At 53.9% G+C, this 26,681-nt stretch carries 16 protein-coding genes; 8 read left to right on the forward strand and 8 right to left on the reverse strand.

Annotation, left to right across the window (positions count from 1 at the left end):
* Positions 1-21: 21 nt before the first annotated feature.
* The 4 genes from Q31b_RS27995 to Q31b_RS07235 all read right to left on the reverse strand — a co-directional run bounded on the left by Q31b_RS27995 (position 22) and on the right by Q31b_RS07235 (position 12,480).
* Positions 22-7,173 (reverse strand): hypothetical protein, encoded by a 7,152-nt coding sequence (locus Q31b_RS27995; protein WP_197171101.1) that lies wholly within the window; start codon positions 7,171-7,173, stop codon positions 22-24.
* 342 nt (positions 7,174-7,515) lie between these two features.
* A complete protein-coding gene (locus tag Q31b_RS07225) occupies positions 7,516-10,845 on the reverse strand; it encodes a YfbK domain-containing protein (RefSeq protein WP_146599011.1) in 3,330 nt (1,109 codons plus the stop codon).
* A complete protein-coding gene (locus Q31b_RS07230; protein WP_197171103.1) occupies positions 10,842-11,396 on the reverse strand; it encodes an RNA polymerase sigma factor in 555 nt (184 codons plus the stop codon). The genes Q31b_RS07225 and Q31b_RS07230 overlap by 4 nt, the downstream gene beginning before the upstream one ends.
* A gap of 166 nt (positions 11,397-11,562) precedes the next feature.
* Entirely contained in the window at positions 11,563-12,480 is a 918-nt protein-coding gene (locus Q31b_RS07235) for a hypothetical protein (protein ID WP_146599012.1), read from the reverse strand.
* Positions 12,481-12,639: 159 nt separating this feature from the next.
* On the opposite strand from Q31b_RS07235, the gene dapB reads away from it, so the two are divergent.
* From dapB to arsS, 4 genes are all read left to right on the forward strand, one after another.
* Positions 12,640-13,452 (forward strand): 4-hydroxy-tetrahydrodipicolinate reductase, encoded by an 813-nt coding sequence (gene dapB, locus Q31b_RS07240; RefSeq protein ID WP_146599013.1) that lies wholly within the window; start codon positions 12,640-12,642, stop codon positions 13,450-13,452.
* A 21-nt stretch (positions 13,453-13,473) separates the two neighbouring features.
* Positions 13,474-13,839: a hypothetical protein gene (locus Q31b_RS07245; protein WP_146599014.1), complete on the forward strand. Its 366-nt coding sequence runs from the start codon at positions 13,474-13,476 to the stop codon at positions 13,837-13,839.
* A gap of 200 nt (positions 13,840-14,039) precedes the next feature.
* On the forward strand, positions 14,040-15,320 hold the full coding sequence (locus Q31b_RS07250; RefSeq protein ID WP_146599015.1) for an MFS transporter: 1,281 nt from the start codon (positions 14,040-14,042) through the stop codon (positions 15,318-15,320).
* A gap of 7 nt (positions 15,321-15,327) precedes the next feature.
* Positions 15,328-16,371 carry an arsenosugar biosynthesis radical SAM (seleno)protein ArsS gene (gene arsS / locus Q31b_RS07255; protein ID WP_146599016.1) on the forward strand — a complete coding sequence of 348 codons (1,044 nt, stop codon included), beginning with the start codon at positions 15,328-15,330 and terminating at the stop codon, positions 16,369-16,371.
* A 47-nt stretch (positions 16,372-16,418) separates the two neighbouring features.
* Here arsS and Q31b_RS07260 read toward each other — a convergent pair whose 3' ends face one another.
* Both Q31b_RS07260 and Q31b_RS07265 read right to left on the reverse strand, forming a co-directional pair.
* A complete protein-coding gene (locus Q31b_RS07260) occupies positions 16,419-16,955 on the reverse strand; it encodes an NADPH-dependent FMN reductase (RefSeq protein ID WP_146599017.1) in 537 nt (178 codons plus the stop codon).
* Between the two features lie 76 nt (positions 16,956-17,031).
* A complete protein-coding gene (locus tag Q31b_RS07265; RefSeq protein WP_146599018.1) occupies positions 17,032-17,736 on the reverse strand; it encodes a hypothetical protein in 705 nt (234 codons plus the stop codon).
* A 351-nt stretch (positions 17,737-18,087) separates the two neighbouring features.
* On the opposite strand from Q31b_RS07265, the gene Q31b_RS07270 reads away from it, so the two are divergent.
* Positions 18,088-19,737 (forward strand): transglutaminase domain-containing protein, encoded by a 1,650-nt coding sequence (locus Q31b_RS07270; RefSeq protein ID WP_197171105.1) that lies wholly within the window; start codon positions 18,088-18,090, stop codon positions 19,735-19,737.
* On the opposite strand, the gene Q31b_RS07275 is transcribed toward Q31b_RS07270, so the two are convergent.
* On the reverse strand, positions 19,664-20,728 hold the full coding sequence (locus Q31b_RS07275; RefSeq protein ID WP_146599020.1) for a hypothetical protein: 1,065 nt from the start codon (positions 20,726-20,728) through the stop codon (positions 19,664-19,666). The genes Q31b_RS07270 and Q31b_RS07275 overlap by 74 nt on opposite strands.
* Positions 20,725-23,235, reverse strand: coding sequence for a serine/threonine-protein kinase (locus Q31b_RS07280; protein ID WP_146599021.1), 2,511 nt, complete (start codon positions 23,233-23,235; stop codon positions 20,725-20,727). The genes Q31b_RS07275 and Q31b_RS07280 overlap by 4 nt, the downstream gene beginning before the upstream one ends.
* Before the next feature lie 440 nt (positions 23,236-23,675).
* Between Q31b_RS07280 and Q31b_RS07285 the strand changes: the two genes are divergently transcribed.
* The 3 genes from Q31b_RS07285 to Q31b_RS07295 all read left to right on the forward strand — a co-directional run bounded on the left by Q31b_RS07285 (position 23,676) and on the right by Q31b_RS07295 (position 26,609).
* Positions 23,676-24,344, forward strand: a complete 669-nt coding sequence (locus Q31b_RS07285; RefSeq protein WP_146599022.1) for a hypothetical protein — start codon at positions 23,676-23,678, stop codon at positions 24,342-24,344.
* Positions 24,319-25,734, forward strand: a complete 1,416-nt coding sequence (locus tag Q31b_RS07290; protein WP_146599023.1) for a sporulation protein — start codon at positions 24,319-24,321, stop codon at positions 25,732-25,734. Before Q31b_RS07285 ends, Q31b_RS07290 begins: the two co-directional genes overlap by 26 nt.
* A 74-nt stretch (positions 25,735-25,808) precedes the next feature.
* Complete coding sequence (locus tag Q31b_RS07295) at positions 25,809-26,609, forward strand: phosphoribosylformylglycinamidine synthase subunit PurQ (RefSeq protein WP_146599024.1); 801 nt, start codon at positions 25,809-25,811, stop codon at positions 26,607-26,609.
* The last annotated feature ends 72 nt before the right edge of the window (positions 26,610-26,681 follow it).

The following is a 26,681-nucleotide window of genomic DNA, read 5'->3' on the forward strand; positions in this document are numbered from 1 at the left end:
ACGGCTAATGAATCATCCGGGCTAAACCTCATTCACTGGTTTCAGCGAGAATGTTAGTGCTGCGGCGAGAAAGGCTAGAAGGGCGAGTGCGACGGCCGCTTGCCAAGGATTGAGTCGAAATTGTGAGCCAAAGTCGAGATCGAGCTCGAGCGGGGTGTTCTCGGCGACTTGCACGCTGCGGCTGAAGCTGTAGACCGCACCTTCTTCCGGCAAGCTGATGATGATTGCCTGCGGAGCGGGTTCGGTGGTGCGTTGATGCTGGACCAATCGACCGGCGATCTGCTGTAAGACGGCGTTGTCTTCGGTGGTGTTCCCTTGAAGCAACTGACTCAGCTGCTGCGGACGAAAGTTCAATGCATCTTGCTGGAGGATTGGATTGATCGCGGCGGCCTCGCGCAGTTGCTTGTTGTCCGTCAACGCGTTATCGGTTGCTTTGTTGTCGAGATAGAGACGCTGGCGGCGCGTATTGAGTCCGACGATCGCTTGTTGCGTTTGCAAATTCTCTAACTGGACGCGTGCGTCTTCGTTGGAAGCGGCGTCGAGCGCGTACTGATTCGCGACACTGTTGAGCGCCCAACTGGCCTTGGTCTGTTCGCCAGCCTGGAGAAGTTGGTTTGCTTGTTCAAGCAGCCGAGCGGCGTTTTGTGCTTGGGCTTGCCGTCTGCTACTCATTTTCGACAAGTACGAACTTCGGTCGTAGTGCCCCTGATTGGCCATCCCAATCAGCTCGAGATTCCCATCATTGTCGGTTAGCAAGAATCCTTCGGGCGCGACAACGTTCCACTGGATATTCTCCAGGGGCACGTTTAGCTCGGGACTGGTTAGATTTAGATTTCCCAAGCGATCTCCGGTTACCGTATAAACAAATCGAACGGTTGCCGTACGGTCGTCGATACCAGGCAGAATGTAAAATTGCCAAGCATTGGCATCGTCTCCTAAGCGAATTGAGTTCACACTTTCTCCATTGACAAAAATGCTGAACAGCTCGCCGCCCTCGGGCAGACCAACGGTCAGGCTGCTACGCCGGATGACCTCCATCGTCACGTCGACCGCCGTCAATTGATCACCGGTCGGTGACAGCACGGTGGTTAACAGCCCTTTGGCGACGCGCAGCTTGAGTGCGTCGGCAAGCGAATGTCGCTGGGTATGAATCGTGAGCGAATCGGTGGGCGTCATCGCGCGGAGCGTTAGCGCCGGAGCGTTTCGATTTCCCGAATTACGTAGTGATGGAGGAACGGTGTTCCAGTCAGCACGCTGCCATCCTTGCGACAGCGGATCGTGCTCCAACTCGAGCCGTCCACCAGCGCGGACCGCAAAATAGTAGGCGAGCTGTCGAGCTTGAGGGAATCCGGCTGGGATTAGCGTTTCGTCGTCATTTTCGCGGTCTCCACGCCGTTCGTATTCGATTCGAAAATCAACTCTGCCGACAACACGACGCTTGAACTGGACTTCCCAAATATTGGAATCGGGTGCCGTCCGAAGGAAGTCGCTGACCGTGTCACCAGTGGCGCGAAGCGTTCTGGTCTCGTCATCGCTCGTCATCGGCAGCGTCACCTGCAACGTTCGAATCGAAGCGTTCTGTATGTTGAAATTGGCGATCAAGGCTGAACGCGTCTGACCCTCTCGCAGAGTGATTTCATGCAACACATGACCGGTCACCCAAGGATCGAGTTTTTCAATGCCGAGTACCAAATCCCAATCACGTTGCAACAACCGAAACGCGAGTGAACCTTGTGCCATGCCACCCAAGGTACGAGGATCCGTCTCCGAAACGTTTTGGCGTGAGACCGTTCTCAATCGAATACCGGTCGTGGGCCTTACCACAAGATCGCCCGATTGGCGATCAGCTTCGTTTAACTGGAAATGCGGGACCTCCCAGTCGCCGGCATCGGTGGGTGCGAGTCCCGACAATGTCAGAGAGAAACTTTGCGACCCGATGGTTTTCCCGTTCAAATGGAGAATGATTCGACGCTCGTCACCTTCGCTCAGTTCAGCCCAATGGTGAAGTGCTGCGCCCGAAAGCGACTCGACCTCCAGCCCCTCTGGCAAAGGAAAGCTCAGTTGGAACAACCCAGCTCTGGAAATTTGGGCGGTAAAATTGACGCCCAGGACCACGCGTTCGTCGCCCAGTGAGAGCACTTGTTTGCTGATAACGCGAACTTCCGGTTCAACGGCGCCGACACGCAACACCAATTCACCGCCGTCGGCTCCATATCGATACACGCGATGCAAGACCGCTTGTTTGTTCGGTATTAAGCTGGCGTCGAAATCACCCAAGTTGACCGCCGACATTTGCTTCGACTCTAATTTCTCCGGTTGTGCATCGGAGCCAAATCCAACGGCGACCAGCCCGATCTCGCCACCAGCACCGACAACTTTCAGTGGAGCCAGATTGACATCGGCGGGCAGCGGATCGAGACCGCGCTGGGTGTCGATGATAATATCGAATGCTTTCGCCTGAACGGGCTCGACTTCCACGGTTAATCGTCCTTTGTCGGCATCGAATTGCCAGGATCCGATGGGGCCGCTCACCTCGCTCACGGTCAGTCCTTTCGGGACAAGGATGTCCAATTCACTGACTTGGCCTTGCGAAGTGCGGATGTGAAGACGGTGACGTCCATCGACGACACCGGGACTTGGCAGGTAGAAGTTCGATGCCTCGACAAAGAATTGTGTCTCCTCCACGCTGACGTCACGAGCCTTCGGTTTGAGCATTAGGCTTGCCTTGCCAGGACCTAGCAGCACCTTGGCTTTGGTTTCGACGTCATCGGCCGGAACGGATTCGATCTGCACGGCGGTCGGGCACGTTAATTCCCAGCCTCCTTCGTCGTAGCTAACCTTGATTTGCTGGATTGACGCCGCACCGGTCAACACCGGCACGCCGACGGTTGGCTTCACCGATTCCAGCCGATATTCGAACTCTGCCTTGTAGTGGATCGGTTTTTCCGGCTCATCATTCTCGCCATCGGCAGACGCATCGACCGTGATCGGAATACGAATCACGTAGCTCAGCCCTTCGCCCGGCACGTCTTCTTTGGTAAGACGCAAACCTTCACCTTCGAAACGAGTTAACACAGCGGGAGCCTTTAACAACAGAAATCTGTCGCCAGGTTTCCCAAACAACTCGACGCTTCCAGCCGCGGTAAGACGCGAGTCAACATGCGTGACTTGCCACTGTTGGGTGATGGATTCGGCCGCATCGAAACGATCGGGGACCGCTGCAAACACGGAAGTCCACGAAGAAGCAACCGTCAACGCAAACAAGGCGATCGTCGTCGAAACGGCACCCGTCGAATCGGCATTCGAAGTGGTGTCGACTGCCGCTGCTTTCTTCGCTTTCCTTCGGTCGGCGGTGCGGCGAATCCAATGCCCCACTCCGCGAATCGACGTCCACGCTGGACGAACAAAGAGCAAGATCAGGATCGCGAGGCCAAGCAAGGCATAGAACCACGGTGCACCACCGCCTTGCAACAAAACCCCCAAGGCCACAAGCAGAATCCCTCCGCAACGGATGGCAGCTTTGGCCGTCGTCTCGCTCGTGCCAAAGGCCATCAGCTTCTTCCGGTCGAAACGACCGAAAACGGAGCCGTCGGCGCTAGCCGCGGGTTCGGAATGAAGGCTCGTTTCATCACCCGCGGCTAGCGCCGTCGGCTCAGATAACAGAGGGGCCTTAGCGTTTTTCGCACTCGAAACGAATGACCAGACGATCGCTGCGATGCCAGACAGCAATGCGACGATCCCGAGTGTGGAAAGGTCGACTCGCCACAAGGGCGTGTTGCTCACTTGAAGTTGAACAAGTTCGCCGGCCGATAGAACGGGCAGACTCAACTGCAACGGCATCGGCGATCCAACCTGAGATAACGCCTGCTTTGCGGTTGAAACACACACCCAGATGGCAATCCCCAAACTGACTAACCCCAGCAAACGCATCCACCCGAGTTTACAGGACGTAAAGATTCCAATCGTGGTAAAAAGACCGATCAGCAACAGCGAAACGATCCCTCGTCGTACCACCCAATCAAAACCGGATGGCCGCAATACGGGAAAAGACGTATCAACGGTTCCCCGTCCAGGCACCAACACACGTTTTTCATCCCCCGTGATACTCCATTGAGTTTTCAGAACCGGCGCAAACACGATCGGCAACGTTACTTCGGGATTCGATTCATTGACGGTCGGTTTGCCCAACCGCAAGCTGACTTCGATCGGAATGTTCGGATCAGTCCCACCAGGTAGGGGAATCAAGGTGGCGTCATCCGCGGAGCGCGCCGTGACGGGTTGGCCATTGACCGACACTTCCCACAACCGCACCGGGTCCCCGGGCAGTTTGACCTTAAGCGTGCGTCGACCACGTGATTTAACGTAGTAGAGAACATCCGTCACGAGTTCGCCGTCTTGAGAGACACGACTGTTGGCTTCCGAAAACTCGACGACTTGAGTCACGGTCGTGCCAGGTTCAAACCAGTTCACTTTCAGATTCAAATCAAACGGCCGCTGAGTGTATTGCCACGTGCCCAAAGGCGGCGCCGTGCTAAGCAAACGAAACTCGGCCGGCAACTCCAGTGGATCAAGTTTCAGCATATCCTCGGAAACCGTCAGGGTTTCTATCTCTACCTGCATGGGGCTGACGACTTGGATGTAGCCTCGTTCACCCTGTACGCCAACGGGCGTAACCTGCCCCGCCCGGAACGAGCCATTTCCTGTTGTTTCGCTTGGTTTTTCTTCGAATGTCACCAACAACGTGTACCCTCCCATCACCGGCTGATGCAGCGTAACAATCAACGTATCGTCCTCTCGGCGCCAAGTGCGGACATCCTGACCATCGACCATCACATTGCCCATCGTTGCAGGCACCTCGATCCTCCACTGCGAAACCGGAGCGCCGGTGACGAAGTAGTTGATCAGCGCGCTGCCGTATACCGTTTCTTGACTGAGTGAATAGAGATGAAACACGTCCGCCTGCACACTCCGTTGGAGGACTTCGATTCGCATCTTGGCTGACCAGCCAGGTTCGCGAATGCGGAAGGATTGTTGAAGACCAGCAGTCGGTTTAGGAAAGTACGATAGCGGCTTCTCAACGAGCAAATCGGTTTCAACGACCGCGATCCGGAAACCAGGCGCACCAACGATTCCAATATCGCCACGCACGGTCTTTGCGTCGGGGTATTCGATTCGCGGCAAATCCCAATCCCCAGCGGCTGCGGACTCACTCTTTTCCAAGTGCAGTGAAACCAACTGTCGACCCGCAACATCCTGAGCAAACATCACCTTCAAGTTCCGACGTCCATCGGCGACCTCGGATGCCGCGATGTAATCGGCCACACTGGCGCCCGTGACCGAAACGACCGAGTACTCGGCGGGAATACCAAAATCCCACTCGCGGATCGGCGCTTCGCGAATGTCCAATTCAATGTCAGTGTTGATCACACGATCCGCTTCCGTCAGTTGATAAAGAACCAGTTCCGAGACATTGACCTCAGGCTGGATTCGATCCGCGGCAACCGTAAAGGTGTGATCCGCCGCGGGAAACCGATACACGAATACTTGCCTCGCCTCAGCTGGCTCGCCGGGAAATTGCTCAGGCGCCAACTGGGTCAGCCCACTCAACTCGGTCGGCTCGAGACGTACCGAACCCAAATTGGTAAGTCGGAGGTAACCCGAATGGCGAATCGCACCCACCGGGTTCAATCGAAGACCCTCGACACGTACCGGAAAAGCACCTACCGCGGTTTGGCTGCGAACCTTAATTTGACTGGTCCCGGTGATAGGTTGACTGAGCGTCGCGGTGAGCTGTCGGTCCTCCCCGACCTCCGTCACTTCCCAGGCGACGATATTGCTACCTTGAACGTCGAGTATTTCTCCTGGGCCATGCAACCGAATACGAATTGACCGTAGCTCGCCCTGTAGAACATGGTAGTCGATCTGGTGATTTTGACGCAGCAGTCCCGTGCCGACCTTTGCTTCGACATGCCCCGAAGTGGTAAAAAAGAGTTTTCCCTCACCGGCTTTACGCGCCGTTTTCCATTGCATTCGAGCACGACCTGTGGCAGGCAAGAATCCCAACCAAGAATGGTTGTCGCGGATCGGCACGACCGATTCTTGGTCACGATGAAATTCCAGATCGGCGTCGAGTCCGTCCAGGGATATCGGCACGACGGCGCTGGCAGCGATCGTGAAATCCATGCTGTGTCCGTTGGCCTTGGGAGTGGCGAGTTTGGCAACGAAATCGAGAGTCACCGGAAATGTCCCCGCCTTGGCGAACACGAGTTTGTAGACGGGACGCTCGTTTTCGATCGCAAGCCGCAATCGAAAATCCTGACTGGTGGGCAATTCGCTCACCGCCGCGTTGCCAGCAAGAATCGTTATTTCCGCCTCGTCCTTGGCAACCGTGGCCGTACTGCGAAGCTGAAAATGGGCAGAGTTTCCATCGGACTGCACTTCGCCTTTGACGGTCGTATCAACCAACTCCACCGCGGCCGGTGATGCTCCACTTTGACTCAGCGAAAGCTTGATTTGACCGCCTGTCGCGGTGTGAAATCGGTTTGCTCGATCGTCAGCCTCGAGGGGAGCGAATCCGGTTGCTGCCGTAACCACTCCCTCCACTTCCGCGGCGTAGTCGAGACTCACCATCGAGTCGAAACCTACCGACTCTCCTGGCGTAAGATGCGTTAGTTCAACCGTAGCAGGAAGTTGCAGCTCATTCGAACGAATGTTGATCCGAGGCGAGATCTCAGAGACATTCTGCTTCAATTCCAGGTCGAGAAAACGCTGGCTTCCGACTTGCCGCACCGACCACGACTGAATACTGTCGCCTTGAACATCGGTCACCTTTCCTTCGCCATTTATTCCAAAGCTAAACTTTTCGGCTTCGCCTTGGATGACTTCAATGGATAACTGAATCGACTGCTCGATCTGCTCCGCGCCAACCTGCACCGCGGCATTGGCACGCGCCGTATAGAAAACGGGCGGCTTAGGAATATGGCCGCGTGCTTCGACCGTGATCGTTCCCGTACCATCGTCCGCGATCGAACTGTTGATCGTAGCCTTGCCGGGTGGATCTTGTGCCAAACACGGGTTCGCTAAAACGCTTGCCACACCGATGGCTCCGATCATCGCAATCGTGCAACAATAGCCAGACGCAAGGCGGATTCTTGATGATGTTTTTGTAGTCATGTCTAATCTCATTCTAAGTTTCCTAGGCGCGAAGCGACGGCAGGTATTCAACACTGGTGGTTTAGGGATTGTTAAGTTTTTGTGCATCGACGGTCCGTTTTGATTCACCTCCACCAGCGGAGCTGGGGGAGGTCGAGCGACGCCGTTCAGGCGTACGCGAGGGAGGGGGGCGTGCTCGCTGCTCGCTGCTCGCCGTAAAGCCAGCGCGGTCGCCCCCCTCCCGGACGAGGCTTCCGCCCGTCCGGCCTCCCCCAAACTTCGTTTTGGGGAGGCGGTTAAGTTGTTGACTTGTTAAAATTAAAAGAACACAGCCGCTACGGTGGCAGGCGGCTGTGGCCATTATTATTTCCCGCTCAATTGGCGGGCCTGTTCGATCATCTGTTGAAGCTGCCCAACGCGATCAACGTTGCGGTCTCGATCCGGCAATCCGGCGATCAAATTGGATAATGTTTTCATATCAACGGTCGCCCCGACCGCATCGCCACGAAGACGTGCGGCCAACAGCGCCGCCGTCGTGGCGATACGCAGCGACGGTGAGGACTGGTCCGGTCGCGGTGCGTCCGGTTCGTAAGGAATGGGCCAGCGATTTTCAGTCATCTGTCCAGTCGACAGGTCACGAAATCGCACCGACACCGACCCGACATCGCCCTCGCCATCAGGCAGGGCCTCGAATTGATACATCGCCACACCGGCCTCTGCCGCTGCCATTTCGGCCGCATCCACTTCGTCGTTGCGAAAGTCTTCCGTTTTGAGCCGGTGCTTTTCAAACCCCAGCAACTTGTAGCGTCCAACCCGCTTGGGATTGAACTCAACTTGCACTTTGACGTTCTTGGCCGACGGACGCAGCGCACCGGCAATTTGACGAGCGAAGCCATCCTCGGTGGCTTCAAGCGAATCAAGCAGGTAGTATCGACCGTCACCCTTGCGTGTGAGCGCTTCAAGGATTTCATCGTTCAAACCCTCGGCGCTGATACCCGCTGCGTCAAAGGCGATGCCCGCCCCTCGCATCGCCTCGATCATTTGCGATAGGCGCTGGGGATTTGCATTGCCCAGATTAACCGCCCCATCGGTGAGCAAGATGATGCGGTTTTGGGCACCGGCGACCTGTTGCTCACGCGCTTTCTCGAAAGCGAGTTGCAAGGCCGCTTCAATATTGGTTCCGCCTTCGCTGGGCAAGTTTTCAATCAGCTCGACCATTTGTTTCGATTCCGATCCGCTTACTTTGTCAGCCAGCAATCGCGGCTGACGTGCAAAGCTGATTAACGTGACCTGATCGATCGGCTTCAGTTGCGCCGCGAGCAGCGCAAAAGCCCGCCGAACCGTTTGCTGGCGATCGATGCGTTCCATCGACCCCGAGTTGTCAAGCAATAAGGTCAGTCGCAGCGGCGTGTTGCTCGCACGCCCTGCGGCAGCTGTCCGCATCGAGACGCGTAACAGATTCCGCTGCTGCAAGAAAGGATGAGCCGATTGTTCGACACGACAGGCAACCTTCTCATCTTGGCGTGGCATCGGATCGCCATAGTCAAAAGCGTTGACGAACTCTTCAATGCGAATCTTCGCAGGTTCGGGCCATGTTCCACTGGCCAGTGCCGCGCGGGCGAGTTTGAAAGAAACGTCGCTGACGTGCAGCGAGAACGTCGAGAACGCTTCTTCCTGGGCCTTCTGTTCCTCCAATCCGACTGGAATCGCCAGTTTTTGAACCTCGTCAAAGTCAAACGACTCGGAATCATCCATCAGAATATCACGACCATCTTGGCTTTGTTTCCCATCCCACGTCGAATCCGCCAGCGACTGACTTCCGAGCGATTCACTCGGTTTCCCTTTGTCATTCATTGGAACGTAACGTGAATCGTTTTCCGCATTCAGGGAGTAACGAGGCACGACCGTGTTGCTTGTAACGCCTGCAGGCCCTTCAAGAGGCACTTGCCCTTCCGAGCTTTGCTGACCCGCCCGCTCCTTCTTTGAGACACGATCGGTTAGCCCCAACGCCGTACCCATTATTGGGGCCGGTTGTTTCGGAGAACTAGGCTGTGTTGTAGGAGGCGAGACGCTGCGAAACAGCCTCGAAACATTCGGTGTTCTCGATAAACCTGGTATCGCGAGCGTTTCCTCTTCCATTTCAAAGTCTTCTTCGACCTCTTTGTCTGATTTCAAGCGACTGAGCTTATTGCCTAAAGCCGTCTTTTCGTCCGCGGCGTTGGGGATCGTTCCAGACGCAAATCCTTTGTCAGCCGGCTGGTTGACGCGTTCGTCTCGTTCAAGATCCTTGTCGCCCAACTCCATCAATAATTCGATGGTGCCGCTAGCATCGATGCGCCGACTGCTCATGTCTTGCCATCTCTCTTCATCGGGATGCTGGAACGCTGGTTCCAGGTGTGCTTGAGCGTCCGCGTTTCCGTCACGCTTCCGTTCGCCAACGATGCGTTCCTTGACGGTTTCCTCTTTATGATCGCGGACAACCTCCGAACCTACGTAAAGTTGTTCTAAATCTTTCCCTGCCTCCGGCTTTGAAACATTTGGCGGCGACTGCCGTGCGGCGTACCCGCCTCCGCCGCCTCCTACACCACCGCCTCGCAGCCCGTCTCCATATTCAACGCCCTCCGCTTTTCCGGCGATGCCTCCCATAAGGATCTGGGAGTCATTCATCCCGTCGTCAGAGAATCGCAAATTTGCATCGGTTCCTTCCCGTTGAGATTGCGACTGCCATTGGCCAGCAGCCAGAGACCCCAAGTCCTCCAGTTCTGGCAAATCAACTGTGACCGCTTCGCCTGCCTCCTCCATCCAGCCGCCAGCGAATCGTCCAGCGACGCGACCGATATCGCCGTCTCTGTCACCGAGTTCTAACTTGTGTTCTAAATTGTCCGAGCGTTCGGATAATCCTACTGGCCCTGACCCGCTGGCGCCACGCCCTGGCCGATTAGACATGATTCCGTCTGACGGGGGCTCGGCAGATGAAGTCGGAGACGACACATCATCGTATCGAGAGGAAGGAGTCGGCAAACGGGTTTTGCCATCTAGGCTTTCTCGAATGGACGAAAGTGCCGACATGAAAGCAAGCTCATTTTCGGGCGCCGCTTCGTTTGCTACCGCATCATCGGACGAGGCCATCCATCCGCGTAGGACCGATGGTTCGCTGTCAAACGACCACTGCCGCTCCTCGTCTACCTCTTTCTCAGTCGCACGATCATTATGGAAATCATGGATGATCGTTGTCCCACCGCTCAATTGCGGTGAACTTGCCATGGGTCTGCGGCCGAGGTTGGGAAACATCATGCATCCAAAGAATCCGACAACGCAAAATACGGCTGCTATCTTGGCGATGCTCGTCAGCCAACGTCTCGTCTTTGAATGACCTCGATCCGCCAACCCATCGGCGAGTTGCAACGCGGGCATCGATGGCGACTCGCCATCAATCGCTGAGAGAATGGCGTCACGCTTTTCGGTGGGCAACTTCCAGTCCTCGTTCGGATCCGCGAAGTGACCGCTGGCGACATCCCTCAGTAGCCCGTGCAATGCTTGAATGTCGGCTTGATACGAAGCGAGTTCAGGACGCTGAGCAATAAGACGCTCCAGCTGCTCCCTTTCAAGATCGGACACTTCGCCCAGGACGAGCGCCACGATGCGTGCTTCAAGCTCAGGGTCAAGCGATGGGTAGTTCGTTTTTTCGTTCATGAGATTTTTTCGAATCCTAGCGGTCGCAACTTAGCTGCCAGATCATTCAAAATGTGGTGCAAACGGTATCCGACGTTGCTGATACTGAGCCCCGTCGCTTCGCTGATCTCGCGATACTTGAGGCCGTCAAAATACTTCAACTTCACCAATTGACGATCATCCTCGTCGAGTTCTTCGAGCATCTGGTTGAGAGACCCCGAGGCCTCGATGCGCAACATCATTGCGTCGGGCGACTCGTCGTGGACACCCTGTGATTGCGTGTCGCCATTGTCACTACTGAGCACTTCACGTCGGTTATCACGCACATAGTTGTAGACGCGATTACGTACACTTCGGAACAACCACGCTCGGGGCGATTCGATATCGTCCCAATGAATATGCAGCTGCAAGAAGGCTTCTTGCACAATGTCCTCGGCCACAGCACGCCGGCCGACCAACGAAAACGCATACCGCAACAACGGCGCCTCTTCGGCATCGAACAAAGTCCGTACCGTTGGCGCGCACCCCTCTTTCCGGGCGGTGCAATTGACTCGGGGAGTCGATTTCGTCATCAGCTCGATTCGCGACACATGGCATTCCTAAATCACGACAAACGCATCCTCTCATACGAAAGAACCAATTGGACGCGTTTCCTTAGGGAAATCTGGAGATATTTTTGCATCTCTCGGCGGACGACGTCGTTTTTCAGCCGAACGCACCCCTGATCGGGCCTAAACGTCAATCTAGTTTGCGACGGAGTTTTCTTACCGTCTCTTGGATCACTAGCGGGAACTTGCTGCGCAGAAAATTGCTACTACCAAACCAAACTGGCGGTTCATGCAGCACGATATTCACGCTGACCAAACAGGCGTCTGCGAGCGACTCGTCGATACTTCCAAGCGATTGCACGAGAATGTAGCCGCCCGCACCTCGGTATGGCAAAGCATTGCCTTCGATTTGATTGCCAAGTGAGTCACGATCGAGTGGGGACCATCGTGCGGCATAACGATCAGACGAGTCGATCGAATCGAGCAATCGCCAACTTGAAATGACACTCGAATCGGCATGAGTCGTTTGGGACGCAACAACGCCTCGAAGTAGTACGCGATTCATCAACGGCACGGTGGCGAATCCGAAATGAACGTCGGGTGACATACGGATCCCACGATCGAGCAATTGTGCAGTGGTCAATTGCACGAACGCTTCGTCGGATGAAGGATTGGCTTCTCGTTTCGGATCGTTGTCGTTACGGCCTGTGAAAACAGATGACATCCAGTCGCGATCCCGCAACCGCTCGAGGCTTTCGTGGATAACGAATTGAAATCGGATCGAATGTCCGATGCGTTTATTGGAATCGTCGTAAAGGTAATCCAAATCGATCGAGATCGGAGCGGTAACACTGTCGCGAGTGAATCGTTTCCAATCGTATCGCTGAGCGATCCGATCTCGCTGGCCTGGATCCGACCGATCCATTATCTCCGGCTTATCGAGTTTTACGGTCACCTCAGCCGTCAACGCGATCCCCTGTTCGGTCAACGACTGCAGCATTTCATCGCCTCCGCTAGCATTTCCGCTGTAAATCAAAACGCTGTGGATCAAGAAAACGATCGTCCAAACAAAACGAGAAACTCGCATTTTTGCGAATCGACAACTCATCGTCAGTCGTTGGTATGAAGTCATCATTACGAAGCTAAAATGGGGTGATCATTCCGGGTAGAATGCAATCGTAATCGCAAACGCGTTGATTGGGCGAGGTTCATCGAACTTTTTTTGCCCATGATGGCAGCGACTGGAAAACCAGGTACATTAAGTCGTATGAGCACTACAATCAAACTTGCCGTTCATGGAGCGGCCGGGCGCATGGGGCGTCGAGTTGTTGCCCTTGCGTCCGAAGACAACTCCCTGCAAATCGTTTCGGCGATCGATCATGAATCCAACCCGCGTAGAGGCCAAGACGCTGGCGTTATCGCTGGATTTGCACCGATCGGTGTGAATCTGACAAGCGTTTGGCCTGAGGAAGAGGTCGACGTCGTCATCGACTTTTCGCTGCCTGAAGCGATCGATCGCTGTATCGAAAATTGTGTCGAAGCGACCATACCGTTGGTCGTTGCAACGACGGGATTGTCGGAGGCGCAGCAAGCAAAGCTGAAAGCCGCCGGCGAATTGATCCCGGTCGTTTGGGCACCAAGCATGTCATTGGCTGTCAACTTGACGATGAAGCTAGCCGCAGAGGTTGCCGAAACGCTTGACGACGTAGCAGGCGGTTTGGATGTCGAAATCATCGAACGGCACCATCGGTTTAAGACGGATGCACCGAGTGGCACAGCCCTCAAGTTTGGTGAATTGATTGCCAAGAAACTGGGGCCTGAGACGAGGCATGTTCATGGCCGCGAGGGACAAACGGGCGAGCGAACGCAAAGCGAAATCGGCTATCACGCCGTCCGTGTCGGTGACAACCCCGGTGAACATACGATTGTTTTCGGGATGCTCGGCGAGCGCATCGAGCTAAAAGTCGCGGCGAGCAACCGTGATTGCTATGCCAGCGGTGCGATCGCAGCAGCCAAATGGTTGATCGGACGTCCCAAAGGAATCTACAACATGTTCGATGTCCTAGGACTTGATGCTTAGCCACTCTTCCAGTAGTTAACGATGGCGAAATGTGACCAAGGATATCTTTGCGAAGTTTGTGGCAACGACGTTACCGGAATTGTCGATAGCGACTTGTACCTACGGTATGTGATCGGCGAACTCGACCCGGAGGTGCTACACACTTCACCCGAGCGTCACTTGCGCTGTAACCCTGTTTTGGCTCAGTTTATTGACCATGTGGATTTCGAACCGGTCGTCGTTTTGGGCGAACTATCACGCAATCATTTGGACACTGAATTTGTGAGCCAGCGGTCCAAGCTGGTCACTCGCGGTTATGAGCGGCTTAGAGAAATTGCTGCGGAAGAAGGCGTCCGAGATGTGACCGCATATCCGTTGCCGGATGTAATCGATCGCTATCGAGGATAGATGTGATTCCTATTAGCCGCTTTGGCGATAGCCACGATTCCGACGGAATGCTCGACCAACCCTTGAGCTGCGTCCATGGCCATTACCTTTTACCTTTCGTGCCCTCGGCACTCCCTAACGCGACTCCCCAAAACCGTAACCGGGGCTAATGCCCAAACGGCTGATTTATTGTTCCACTCCTCCCAAAAACGACTTGTCTCGTGCGAAGCAATCTTTTCAAACAGGGCTTTTTGAGCCTACTCGCCAGCCAGTTTTTTGGTGCGATGAACGACAATGTGCTCAAGGGCGTGTTGACGTTCATGGTCATTGATGGAGCGTGGAAAGGGTTATTAGGCGATGGCGGGCAAGGAATCGTCGGGATTTGTTTTACGATCCCGTTTATCTTGCTATCGGGTTACGCTGGCCAAATTGCGGACCGCTATTCGAAACGCTCCGTCACACTCTGGGTCAAGATCGCCGAAATACCGATCGCCATTGTTGCAGGCATTGGTTTTGTCACCGGCAATCTGTGGCTAACCTTATTTGCGTTGGTTGCCTTGACATGCCAAAGTGCTTTTTTTGGGCCAGCAAAATACGGGATGATTCCCGAACTCGTCGACGATTCGGATCTCAGCCGTGCCAACGGTACGATCAACATGATGACCAATGTTGCGGTGATCGCTGGTACATTAATCGCCGGAGCGGTTAGTGATGTTTACAGTCCTCAAAACGGTGCGGTGGGAATACGATGGATTCCCATCGCAACACTCCTTTCGATTTCCATTGCGGGATTGATTGCAGCCTGGTTTTTAACACCGCTGCAACCAGGGGCGCGAAGTTTGAAATTCGACTTTAACCCCTTCACGACTTACATCCTCACCATTCGGGAAATGGCGAAAACACGACTGTTAATGGTCATGATGGCTTGGGGTTATTTTTATCTGCTTGCTGGCATCGCTCTGTTCATCGTCCCAGAATACACGATCGTCCTTGGCATCAATCGGAGCGAAGCGAGCGTCTTGATGGGAGTGCTCGGTGTTGCGATCGGAGTCGGTTGTGCGGTTGCCGGTTTAATCTCAGGGCATCGAATCGAAGTTCGTTTGATCCCGATCGGCGCGGCAGGCTTGGTATTGTTTTTCGCCCTACTCGGGCTCGTACCACCTTCCTTACCCGATCGAGCACCGATGATCCGAGTAGCGTTAAGCAACGTCGCCCTCTTCATCCTGGGGGCTGGCTTCTTCGCAGGATTCTACATTATCCCGTTGCAGGCACTCCTGCAAAAGCTGTCACCGGATGATGAGCGAGGGCGATTTTTGGGAACCGCCAATGCGGTTTCGTTCGCATTTCTGACGGTAGCCGCGCTTTTCTATTGGGCGATCCGCCCGGTCTTTGGTGATGAACCTCAAAACATTTTTTGGGTCAGCAGCATTTTGATGGCGGTCGGTGCCGCGTTCTTCTTGTGGAAACTGCGAGGAACGGGCGTGATGGTGGGTAAAGGTTAGAAAAATCATGCAATTGTCACTAAAACGCCAACAAAACGCTCTACAACATGCCGCGGAGCAGCGTCGGATTTTGGAACAAGATTCTAACCCGACGTTGCCAACTTTTCAGAACATGCTGACGCAGCGTTCCCTGCCAACGCTACGCGCTTCGTCGATTGAAGTGATACAGATTAACGTAGGAAAATTGTGCAATCAAACTTGTACGCATTGCCATGTCGATGCGGGGCCAGATCGACGCGAAAGCATGACGCGGGAAACAGCCGAGGAAGTGCTCTTGGCACTTTCGCGAAGCCAAGCGTCGACGCTCGATATCACGGGTGGTGCCCCCGAAATGAACCCCCATTTCCGCTTCCTCGTCGAACAAGCTCGCCATCAAGGTTTGCGAGTGATCGACCGTTGCAACTTGACCATTTTGATGGCCAATGGTTTTAAGGATCTACCCGAGTTTTTGGCCAAGCATGGAGTCGAGGTTGTCGCTTCGCTGCCTTGTTATTTGGAAGACAACTGCGATAGCCAACGTGGTGAAGGTGTTTTTGCACGATCGATGGATGCCTTAACTCGGCTCAATGAATTGGGCTACGGACGCGAGGAAACCGGCTTGAAGTTGACACTGGTTTACAACCCGACCAATACGTCACTGCCGCCGAACCAAACGGAACTTGAGGCGGTTTATCGACGTGAGTTGAAACGGCGTCATGGAGTTGTCTTTAGCGAATTGCACACAATCACCAATCTTCCCATCAGCCGGTTTTTGAACGATTTGCTGCAAAGCGGCAAGTATGAGGACTACATGCAAAAGCTGGTCGACGCGTTTAATCCATTGACCGTCGAGGCGGTCATGTGCCGATCGATGGTGTCCGTCGACTGGGAAGGGTACCTGTACGACTGCGACTTCAATCAGATGTTGGCGATGAAGCTAGAGGGGGATTTGCCGACCCATATCCGCGATTTCAATGCAGCAGCATTAGCAAATCGGTTGATTCAAACGGGAAGACATTGCTTCGGTTGTACAGCCGGATCAGGCTCGAGTTGCCAAGGAGCGATTCGGTGAAGGTTGGAGTACAGCCTTTAGGCGATTCGGTGAGGCGAGGGAGTCGGCTAAAGCCTGGACTCCGACTTATTAACCGCATCTGCGAGTCCCACGGTTTCTTTCACTAAAACCTTGACGCGTGCATCGATGTCATCGTCAGCTAGCGAGTCGCCCTCGAAAGCTTCACCGGTTGCGTAGATAAACCTTGGAACGATCAGGCAGCGAAAATCGAGCATCAAACTGTTCGCCAATCCCATTGCGGACATATAACTGCCCTGACCTCCTGCAGACAACATCATGCTGACCACTTTGCCAGTCCATGCTCGGCCTGTTAATTCGACAGCATTCTTAACCGCGGCGTTGACATCGTAGTTGTAGACGGGCGATGCGACCAATATCGCCTCAGCCGATTCGATCAGACTTGACAGATGTTTAACATTCTCGTCGCCATAAGCGATCGCGCCATCACACGCCGGCAGCGGCGTGACGGCCAAATCAAAGAGCGTGACTTCGCGACCGATCGATTGCAGTTCTTCCACGGATGCTTTGGCCAGAATTCGGCTACGGCTATCGGGATGCAAACTGGCACTAAGAACTAAGAACATGCGGAAATATACCTTTTTCGTTGAAACGGACAACGAAAATGCTCGCAAATTTAGTGTTGCTTGTCGAGCGGGGGTCCTACCATGCCCCTGCGAAATCATCGCCGTCCATGCCCAGACGATTCTTCAATTGTTCGAATTGATCGTAATATCGATCATTGCTGCTGTGAACATGCTCAGCTTCGGTGATAAATCGAATCTCATCGTCTGGATAGACATCACCATCGATCAAGAGTCGAGAGAATTCGTCAAGCGGGTCGCCGTAGGCAATGAGAAGTTTGTGCTCATCAAGTTGGACTTCTTGTCGTTTTGAAGGGTTCACGATAGCGATTCCAGTACAGCCATCGTTGAGAAGCAGGTCTTCAAACTCAAGCAAGGTACTTTTCAGAACCGGTGCGTCTATATGCTCGCGATACAGGTCCTCGTGTCCCGAATTGCCTTGGTGGCTGGTTTCGAGAACCACATCGACGACTGGACCGAGAGGATCGATGAGGTCAAGGAATAGATCCATCAGACGATGACGGGTAGCCGCCGCCAGAATAACGGGTGTCGCCGCTCCGCTCGTTTCATCAACATACTGGTCGTAGCGAAAGCCTTGTCGAGGCACGATCTGCAAATCGTATGAAGGACGAATCGCGTCGGTCAAATCGAACACACCATAGGATTCAATTCCCATGTGCGTTTGCAGTTCTTCGTCGGTAAGAGTCTCGAAACTGCCGCTAGCGATCGACTGCGTTGCGTTGTCGCTGACGGCGTTTCGAAGTATGCGTTTGAGAAAACCCATGCTGGTTTCCGATCCCGTTAACTGTTGGGGGGAGTATTTAGTGACGGATGACGATCAGGAAATATCGCGATCGTCTCGATGGATCCGAATGCGAAATCTCTACACCCAACGTTAGGTCACGTTCCTGCCGAGGTCGAAGAATGATGACCAAGCGAGCAGGTCTATTTGCACTGGCGTCCGCACATTCGTCATTCCTCTGCCAATCGCCATAACCCAACCCGTTTAAAAGCACCGTTTCCCTCATTTGGTTGGCAATACCGCCCTGACGACTCTTGTTTTCCCGATTACAATGCCAACAATCTTTTCGTTGATCTCCAGATCATGCCGTCTTCGTCAATCAAGGTGACCAGAGTGGTTCCCAGAGCTTCGATCGTTTCACGACTATTCACGGGCCTAATCACGGGCCTTGCCCTCTGGCCTCTCCTGACTTTCGTTGGCTGCGATATCCCCAATCGCGCACCGATCGTTCCGCCCGAGGTTGCGAGAGCGAGGGAAATCGCTGCAAACCGCCCCATCGAACCCGAGAAAGAGCCCGATCGGATCCAGAGGAACTTCGCGGGCGACTGGCAAGCTTGGTATGCCTACTACATCAAAAACCGGCATGTCGGCTACGCACATCGCACAGTCAAAGCCGAAGGCGAAGCGCCCACGCAGCGAATCAAGCTCAATCTTGAAGAACTTATGATTCTCAACCCACGAGGCATCTCGCGTTTGGTCCAGCGGACAAGCGAGCAAAGCAGTGAGTTGGTCAATGGAAATCTGATTAGTTTCGAAACGCAATTGTCAGTCGGGCCAGTGATGACACGCACGACGGGGATGTCGGAAGACATCCGTTTTTCACTGACCAAAACGAGAGCAAACTATCAAGTTTCAAAAAAAATCGATTGGAATCCCGATGTCCGAGGTCTCATGGCGATCGCGTCTTCCTTACGCCGCGATCCGATGACCTCAGGTGAGACACGCGTCTTTGAAATGATCCTGCCGACCGAGCAAAAAATCGGCACGGTACGGATGAAATGTAACGGCCCAGCCGCCGTCCCGATGCTCGATGGCAAGGACCACCGCTTGATTGAGGTGAACGTGCAAATTGATCGTGACGAAGACGACAAACGAGTGTTGGTTGTCTGGACCGATGAGCAAGGAATGGTCCAGCGAACGTATGATTCGTCTCGCGATCTGGTTATCTACCAAACCGACATGCGAACCGCGACAAGGGGTATGCCCGAAGCAGAAGAGATTGCTGGACTTGCATCGACCGAAGTTCGCGGGGATCTCGAAAACCCTGCCGAAACGCAACGCGTTGGCTTCAAAATGTTGCGTCGGCACAAAGCGACTTCCGCCGACGATATTCTCGTCAAACCACAACCCGACCAATTTGTACGAGAAATGAACGATGGGTCATTGTTGGTGCTGGTCACCCGCTTGGACGAAGTGGCCAAGAATGGTTTCGTCGGCGTGGATTTAGCGGTCGACAAAAACGACAGTCGCCCCAACGTGATGGTCGACTACAACGAGCCGATGGTTCGACGAATCGCCCAAGCGACCATCGGGGTCGGACAACTTAAACAACGCGAATTGGCATTGGAATTGGCCCGGTCTACGAATCGGTTGACCCAGTTAAACTCGGAGTCAAAAATGTTTCCACGAGCATCCGAAGTCGCAAGGGACGCCGAAAGCGATTCGATCGGGCATGCGGTTTTGTTGGCGGCACTGTTGAGGGCAAAAGGAATCCCGTCGCGGATTGCATTCGGTTTTCGTTATCGCAACTTGTCGGAACCACAAATGGTTTTCCATGCCTGGACGCTCGCCCACGTCGATGACGAATGGTTATCCCTTGACGCCACCACCGGCGGCATCGCGGCGGCCGACCGATTGACCCTTTCGACAAGCAATCTAAGCGAAAAGAATGTCAACGATGCACTGGTTCCTATTCTCGACTTCTTAGGAACCTATAACATCGAGGTTGTCCTTTCGGCCGTTCGCTATCAAGAAGCGAGATAGTAAGGGCGATACCCAATACCGCTGCGCCGATGTAGCTGGAAAGTGGAGTGTCCTCTTTTTCGTTATCGGCAGGCAACAACTTTGGGCTTTCGGTCTTTACCTCTTCGATGCCTGGTTTGTTCGCCTCTGTTAAATAGGGATGGTGATCCGCCCGCGGAAGGATGGCGGATTCTTGACCAAGTGTTTCCGAGACGATCTCGCCAGCCGAATCGATCGCAAGTTCGCCGCGAGATGCGCTGGCTGAAACGTCTACGGACCAATCAACACGCTGACGCTCACTCGAACCGGAAAAATAATCATCCGTCGTTAACCGATTCTGGTCGGATATCTCGTCCGTTACCGTGTCCCATTGGGGACGCATGCCTTCTAAATCATCTTCGCTTTGCTTGCTTGCCAAAATTCCGATTTCGGCTTGGCTATTCAGCTCATCGTTTGGGCCAAGTGGTTTTGAAGTGACGTAGCTGGCAAGCGTCGGGCGTGGATTGTTGACATTGGCAGGCAGGAGGGATTCGTCAAGATCAACGTTAAATTCAATTGCCGTCGGTTGAGGCAGCAAGTCATAACTGACGTGTCCGTTATCAAGCGATAGATACCGATTGTCAACGACATCGCGAAGCGATTGGGGGCTTGCAGAATTTTGGGAACTGGACTTGGTGACGGCGCGTCCGTCGACATTGGTTTCGTCACCCCCCGCTGGGATCAATGGCAAGGACAAGTCGGATTCTTTTTGCAGTCCGGACGAAATGATCAGAAGGTCGTCTGGTGAAATAATCGGCCCCATCACTATCGGCCCCATCACTATCGGCCGCGCCCGTTCGACCCTCGGGCCCCTTGTTTCGATGTAAGGCATTTTGCCAACCTGTGCTTGGACAGACAGCGTGTCGGTTTCCAGGATTGATTCCTTCAACCCCGCCGTCCCATCAAGCGCAATCCGGCTTGCCAATCGTTCAAAGGAAAGCCCCCGCGTCACTCGTCGCTTTGGTGATCTCATGATTGCACCTTCAGCTCTGCTAGACGAGTTTGATGATGCTGCATTAAGTGAATATAGCGATCGTCTCCGGGAGCCAATCGTATCGCGGTCGCCTCATGTTCGATTGCCTCTTCGATCATCGAAATTGCTTCAGACGATTTACCGATCCGGGCTGAAAGGACAGCCAGATTGCTAAGCGTCCGGGCCATATCGGAAGCGAGACGATCACTCAGCGGGAACCGTAGCATCGTTTGTTCGAGCATTTTCTTGGCCAGATCGTACTCGTTGATGGCGCTCTCGATGTCACCCTCCGTTGCAAATAGCTGTCCACGCTGATGGTAGGCCATCACCAGCGAAGTCGCGTGAACCATCACATCCGGTTCCGATTCCACCAAGCTACGTCGAAGTTCGACAACTTCTTCCAAGAGATAGATTGCCGATTTCCGATCGTCACCCGTTGCCAAAACAGCCGCCAAATTACTGATCGCCAACGCACGATCCCCCTTGTGCTCGGGAGATGCAGGACGTCGGTCGGCTAGATAATTGTATCGTTTCACGGCACGCCGAAGCAAATGCTCTGCCCGCCCGCGGTCACGGTCGAGAACCACCGACGCCAAGTTATTTTCGCACAAAGCCAATTGGTCTTGGATGTTTAAATTCTCAGGATCTCGAGAAGCCAATGCTGTTAACGACTCAAGCGATTGCTCGAGTACTCTGGCCGCGTCAGGATCATTGTTGGAAGCCAACAATAAGCCAAGGTTCATTGACGTTCTGGCAAAACCGGTTCGGCCACGTGGAGCACCACGCAAAACCAATTGGCGATAACCTGCGATCGACAGCTCGTACTCTTCGCGTGCGACTGAAAAATCGCCTTGACTGTCAGCGACTTGCCCGAGGTTGTTGTGGCAAAGCGCCACATCGGCAATCAGTTCATTGCTCTCCGGTGCAAGGTGTCGCAACCTCTCAAAGCCTGCGAGGGCCGCCAGGTAAAAGTCTCGACTTAGCTCGTGTTCCCCGAGTCGTTGATGAACAGCACCAAGGCGAAAACGAGTGGTTGCCAAATCGAGATCGAACGAGGGTTGGTCGGCGGTCTTGGTAACAAAACTCTCGTAATACTTCTCGAGTTCTCTAAGCAAGTCAATCCTCAGTCGCTGGGTTCCGGCTATATGTTCGAGCCTCTGATCGACGAGCGCCCCAAAATTATCGACCACTCGTTGAGTTTCTCGCAGATGCTCTGATGCAAGTGCCGATTCTGCAATTGTCTTCTGACGCTGCTGATTTAGCAGCATCGCACTTGTCGAGACAACCGCTAAGAGCAAGCAGAGAACCAAAAAGCCGGCAACGACCCAATTCCGATGCCGTGCTGCAAAACGAAAAGCGTGCTCCATCGGCCCAGGGCGTTTCGCTTTGGGAGGACGCCCTTCGAGAAAATTGGCCAAATCGTCTGCCAATTCGCCTGCCGTCGCGTAACGGTCATCGCGACGTTTCTCGAGCGACTTCAAGAGGATGGTTTCTAAGTCGACATGAATAGACGGGTTCCGTTTGCGAGGGGATTCGGGACCATGAAACTCAACCGCACGAAGAAGTTGCTCGCGCGATTCACCATGGAATGCTGGTGTCAAAGTCAACATTTCATAAAGTGTCGCCCCAAGCGAAAAGACGTCGCTTCGATGATCGATTTCATGCAATCGTCCACCTGCTTGCTCTGGACTCATGTAACGGGCCGTACCAATTAAGTCACCACTGACGGTGATGCTTTGTGAATTGGTGATTCGTGCCAAGCCAAAATCAGTGATCCAAAGCTTGCCCTGACGGTCGAGCATTAAATTCGATGGTTTGATGTCGCGATGAATCACTCCATGTTCGTGTGCGTAGTGCAACGCATCCGCAGCGTGCTTGCCGAGTTCGGCAACCGAACGTACATAGTTCGCTTCCTGCACGGATTTGCAAGTCGAAAAGCATCTGCTGACCGTCGGCTTCCTGGGCTCGGCCCGAACGGTCTCGGTCGTTCCACAAGCATCGGCAGTGGTGTCATTGCAAACCGCCTGTAAGCGATCCGATGCACCTTCCTGACCATGGTCTGCCAGCTCAATCAACTCTCGTATCACCTCGTCGAGCGATTGCCCCTGAATCAATTGCATGCTGAAATAGTGAACCCCGCGTTCATTGCCAACACCATAGACGGGCACGATATTGGGGTGATGAAGGCCCGCTGCCGCTTGGGCTTCGTTCTTGAATCGGATGACTTGCTTTGGATCGAGAACCGAGGCAAATGGCAGCGTCTTCAAAGCGACGCGGCGACCAAGCGAGATCTGTTCTGCCTCGTAAACAACCCCCATTCCTCCACGACCAATTTGACGTTTGATGATGTAGTCACCCAGTTGGTGCCTACCCAGGCCGCCGATAAAGTGCCGATGACCTTCCAGAAAGCCTGAAACACATTCGGCATCACCGTTTGCGGGCTTTCGAATTTGAGATTCGGAATCGTCGCTAGAAAACGAGTTTGGCAAAGTTTGTTGATAAGACATCCGTGTTTGATACCTTCCATGTTTGTCGCCTGTGTCGCACGTTTAACGCAGACCGCTGCGCACGACCATCCCATCATAAGAAGTCGCTTTGAATCCGTACAGCGTCTACATCTCGCTAGACAGATTTATGCAAAATTTGTTAGAAAAGTTATGCTTTCATACCGAGGTGCTAGAGAGCCCAGGCACCGCTTTCACGGGGATTCACAATGCGTAGCGTGATAGCAATCGCAGCGATCGCACTTCCGACCGTGGAAAGCTCGCTGAAGAAACAGCCTGCGACAACGTCGCGGCCCAATACCACAGCGCCCCAATACCACAGCGACCCAATACCACAGCGACCCCGAAAAACAGCGGACCCGAATCACTCGTCGGATCGCTGCGATTCGATAAACCGAAAGTGACGAATGGTGAAGCATCCGAATTTGGTTTAGAGTAAAACGATGATGCAAACCAAGTTAAACGAGTTTTCGAAGATTCGCGGCGTTCTTCCTTGGGCGAGGTGCAACCTATTTCGCAATCCCTTTGGAGAATTAACCCGAGAAGAACGAGCTGAATTGGCGATTCTAGACGTTCGCGAGCTAGCAAAACACGTCGTCGACCTGCGTTCGGCGGTGCAATTGATCGGCGAGTGTGGCCGAGGCAAAACGACGCGTATGCTGGCATTGAAGCGTTTGCTGCCTGATGCAAGCTACGTCTATTTGGACGAAGATTTGCCCTGTTGCCCCATTCCCTATGGGAACCCGTTGCTCATTGACGAAGCTCAGCGATTGCCTCGCGACGTCATGCGAACCCTATTCTCCTCTGGCTTGCCATTGATTCTGGCAACACACCGCGACCTGTCCCGCCAACTGCTGCGATTCGGGTACACTGTAACGACCTATCCGCTGGGACAATCGAATGATGCGTCCTTCATCATGCAGGCAATGAACCGGCGAATCGAGGCATCACGGCTGAATCCAGCCCCAGTCCCCATACCGAAACTTTCGATGAAGGATGCCGAAGCGTTGCGACGTCGATTTGGCAGTGACATTCGTGCGATCGAATCCCACCTATACGAGCAAGTTCAGAAACAGGTAAACAGTGATGGCGAAATGCGATTTATCGATTAACCTCGACGACAAAGCCGACGTGTTACACGATGGCGGATCGACAATTCGCGGCACCGTCCGAGTCGATGTCGATAATGATGTAAAATGCAACGGCTTGATCGTCGAATCCGCTTGGCGGACTCATGGACGCGGTAATATCGCCAAGGGTTCAACAGACAAAGTGACCCTGTTCACAGGACATTGGACCGCTGGCCAGCACGTCGAGTACCCCTTTGAACTAAAAATCGCCGATTGGCCACCCACTTATCATGGCCACTATTTGAACATCGATCATTACATTGATGCTCGTGTCGACATCCCATGGAGTTTTGACCCTAAGGCGTCTGTACCCTTTTTGGTACGAGCTGCTTGTGACAACACGCAGGCGGTTGTGCCGAGGACGACAAAGCAGATCAACGGCATTGCTGGCGGATGCATTGCAGCGTTGGTCATCGCTGGCTTTGCCATGTTTGTCGCTGCATTTGTTATTGGTGACGGAGGCATCATTCCGATAATCTTTTTGGGGGCATTTGGATTGATCGGCGCTAGCGTCTTTTTGGTGAAGTCGGTGTTGCCAAAGTGGGTGCTCGGCCAAGTCGCATGCGATTTGGGGATGACAACGGTCTCACCGGGGCAAACGATCAAGGGGCAATTGAGCTTCTCTCCTCGCAAAAACCTTCAAATCAATGGCATCACGATGAAGGTTTCTGCAAATGAACAATGCATCAGTGGCTCCGGCAGCAACAAAAAGACTCACCATCACCGTCTGTTCCAATCGACCGAGACGCTCGAAGGAGCAACCACGCTGTCGGCGAATCGGCCACTTCACTACGACTTCTCCTACCAGATTCCCAACGATGCTCCCTTCTCCGTCGAGCTTCGCGACAACAAGCTTCATTGGATCGTCGAAGTATCGATCGACATTCCCCGTTGGCCTGATTGGCGAAAGAAAATCAAGTTACAGGTGCTGCCCGATGAAAGTGCTAGCGACCGTGTTCGGTCACAGACGGAACCAACCACGGAAATATCCGCTGCTGCAGAATCTGAAACGATCACATTTGCGGAAACAGCGCGTCATCTATGGGCGGTTCGCGATCATCCGGTGAAGCGGTCGGCACTCATCGACGCGATCGTTGGATTGTCGTTCGACATGTCCGCACACATCGAGCGGCGACTTTTGTACGGCGGCCGCGACGCACCCAACGTTTACCGAGACGGCCATGCCGTTTGGGCGCACTCGGACGACCCTGAATTGCCGCTTGTGCTGTACATTCCGAAAGACCTAGGGGACGAATTCGAACAGCTTGGTCGCGGATTATGGCATGGACGGGCAACCGTCATCGGCTGGGACGACCGCAACGAAAGACTACAACTTAAAGTGGAGGTTCTCAAGCCGTCGGATGGTCGCTAAACTTACGCTTCGGGTCGCGAATACAGTCTGCAACCCGTTTATTGACATAACCCTTTTTAAGACAATCCCTTACGATGGCTGCTCCTCGCGTTTTGGTTCTCCGTGCTCCTGGCACCAATTGTGATGAAGAAACGGCGTTCGCGTTTGATTCCGCTGGCGGCGTCTCAGAACGTGTCCACGTAAATCGATTAATTGAAAATCCAGCCTTGAAGGACCGATACCAAATCCTCTGTCTGCCGGGAGGCTTTAGTTATGGTGACGATATTGCCGCTGGCCGAATTTTGGCGACCAAACTACGGCGTCATTTGTCCGAATTAGTCAATGCCTTTGTTCATGGCAATGGCGACCGCTTGGTGTTGGGAATCTGTAACGGGATGCAGGTTCTAATGCGACTCGGAGCTCTGACCGAAGAATTGGAAGATCAAAGCGAAGCTCCGGCGACGCTCGATTGGAATGATCATGGACGTTTCGAGGATCGCTGGGTCCATTTGGTGAGCGATCAATCGCCGTGCGTGTTCCTGAAGGATATCGAGCGGATGTACTTGCCGATGGCACACGCGCAAGGCAAGTTCGTTGCTGCAAACCAAGACGTCATCGACGCGATGCGAAGCGAAGGACGTTTGGCACTTCGCTACTCCGATGGTAAAAGTGGATCCGTACAAAGTGAGACGTTGCCATTTCCCGTCAATCCGAATGGTGCCGATGCGAACGTCGCGGGCGTTTGCGATAAGACGGGACGCGTGTTCGGTTTGATGCCGCATCCCGAACGGCATATCGATCCGACGCAGCACCCTTTCTGGACTCGCCGTGACGAACAACCTGAGTATGGTGATGGCATGGCGATGTTCAAGAACGCCATCGATTGGTTTGAATAGCGTTAGCCGAACGCGAACCAATCGACACAACCAAGTCTGCTATACTTTGGTTATCTTGTAGCGATCCCCAAC

The sequence above is a fragment of the Novipirellula aureliae genome, assembly GCF_007860185.1.
Lineage (GTDB): Bacteria > Planctomycetota > Planctomycetia > Pirellulales > Pirellulaceae > Novipirellula_A > Novipirellula_A aureliae.

What these genes read in the sequence shown, in the direction of transcription:
- Q31b_RS27995 (WP_197171101.1), bottom strand. Translation starts at nt 7,173, where the DNA reads ATGACTACAAAAACATCATCAAGAATCCGCCTTGCGTCTGGCTATTGT.
- Q31b_RS07225 (WP_146599011.1), bottom strand. Translation starts at nt 10,845, where the DNA reads ATGAACGAAAAAACGAACTACCCATCGCTTGACCCTGAGCTTGAAGCA.
- Q31b_RS07230 (WP_197171103.1), bottom strand. Translation starts at nt 11,396, where the DNA reads ATGACGAAATCGACTCCCCGAGTCAATTGCACCGCCCGGAAAGAGGGG.
- Q31b_RS07235 (WP_146599012.1), bottom strand. Translation starts at nt 12,480, where the DNA reads ATGAGTTGTCGATTCGCAAAAATGCGAGTTTCTCGTTTTGTTTGGACG.
- dapB (WP_146599013.1), top strand. Translation starts at nt 12,640, where the DNA reads ATGAGCACTACAATCAAACTTGCCGTTCATGGAGCGGCCGGGCGCATG.
- Q31b_RS07245 (WP_146599014.1), top strand. Translation starts at nt 13,474, where the DNA reads ATGGCGAAATGTGACCAAGGATATCTTTGCGAAGTTTGTGGCAACGAC.
- arsS (WP_146599016.1), top strand. Translation starts at nt 15,328, where the DNA reads ATGCAATTGTCACTAAAACGCCAACAAAACGCTCTACAACATGCCGCG.
- Q31b_RS07260 (WP_146599017.1), bottom strand. Translation starts at nt 16,955, where the DNA reads ATGTTCTTAGTTCTTAGTGCCAGTTTGCATCCCGATAGCCGTAGCCGA.
- Q31b_RS07265 (WP_146599018.1), bottom strand. Translation starts at nt 17,736, where the DNA reads ATGGGTTTTCTCAAACGCATACTTCGAAACGCCGTCAGCGACAACGCA.
- Q31b_RS07275 (WP_146599020.1), bottom strand. Translation starts at nt 20,728, where the DNA reads ATGAGATCACCAAAGCGACGAGTGACGCGGGGGCTTTCCTTTGAACGA.
- Q31b_RS07280 (WP_146599021.1), bottom strand. Translation starts at nt 23,235, where the DNA reads ATGTCTTATCAACAAACTTTGCCAAACTCGTTTTCTAGCGACGATTCC.
- Q31b_RS07285 (WP_146599022.1), top strand. Translation starts at nt 23,676, where the DNA reads ATGATGCAAACCAAGTTAAACGAGTTTTCGAAGATTCGCGGCGTTCTT.
- Q31b_RS07290 (WP_146599023.1), top strand. Translation starts at nt 24,319, where the DNA reads ATGGCGAAATGCGATTTATCGATTAACCTCGACGACAAAGCCGACGTG.
- Q31b_RS07295 (WP_146599024.1), top strand. Translation starts at nt 25,809, where the DNA reads ATGGCTGCTCCTCGCGTTTTGGTTCTCCGTGCTCCTGGCACCAATTGT.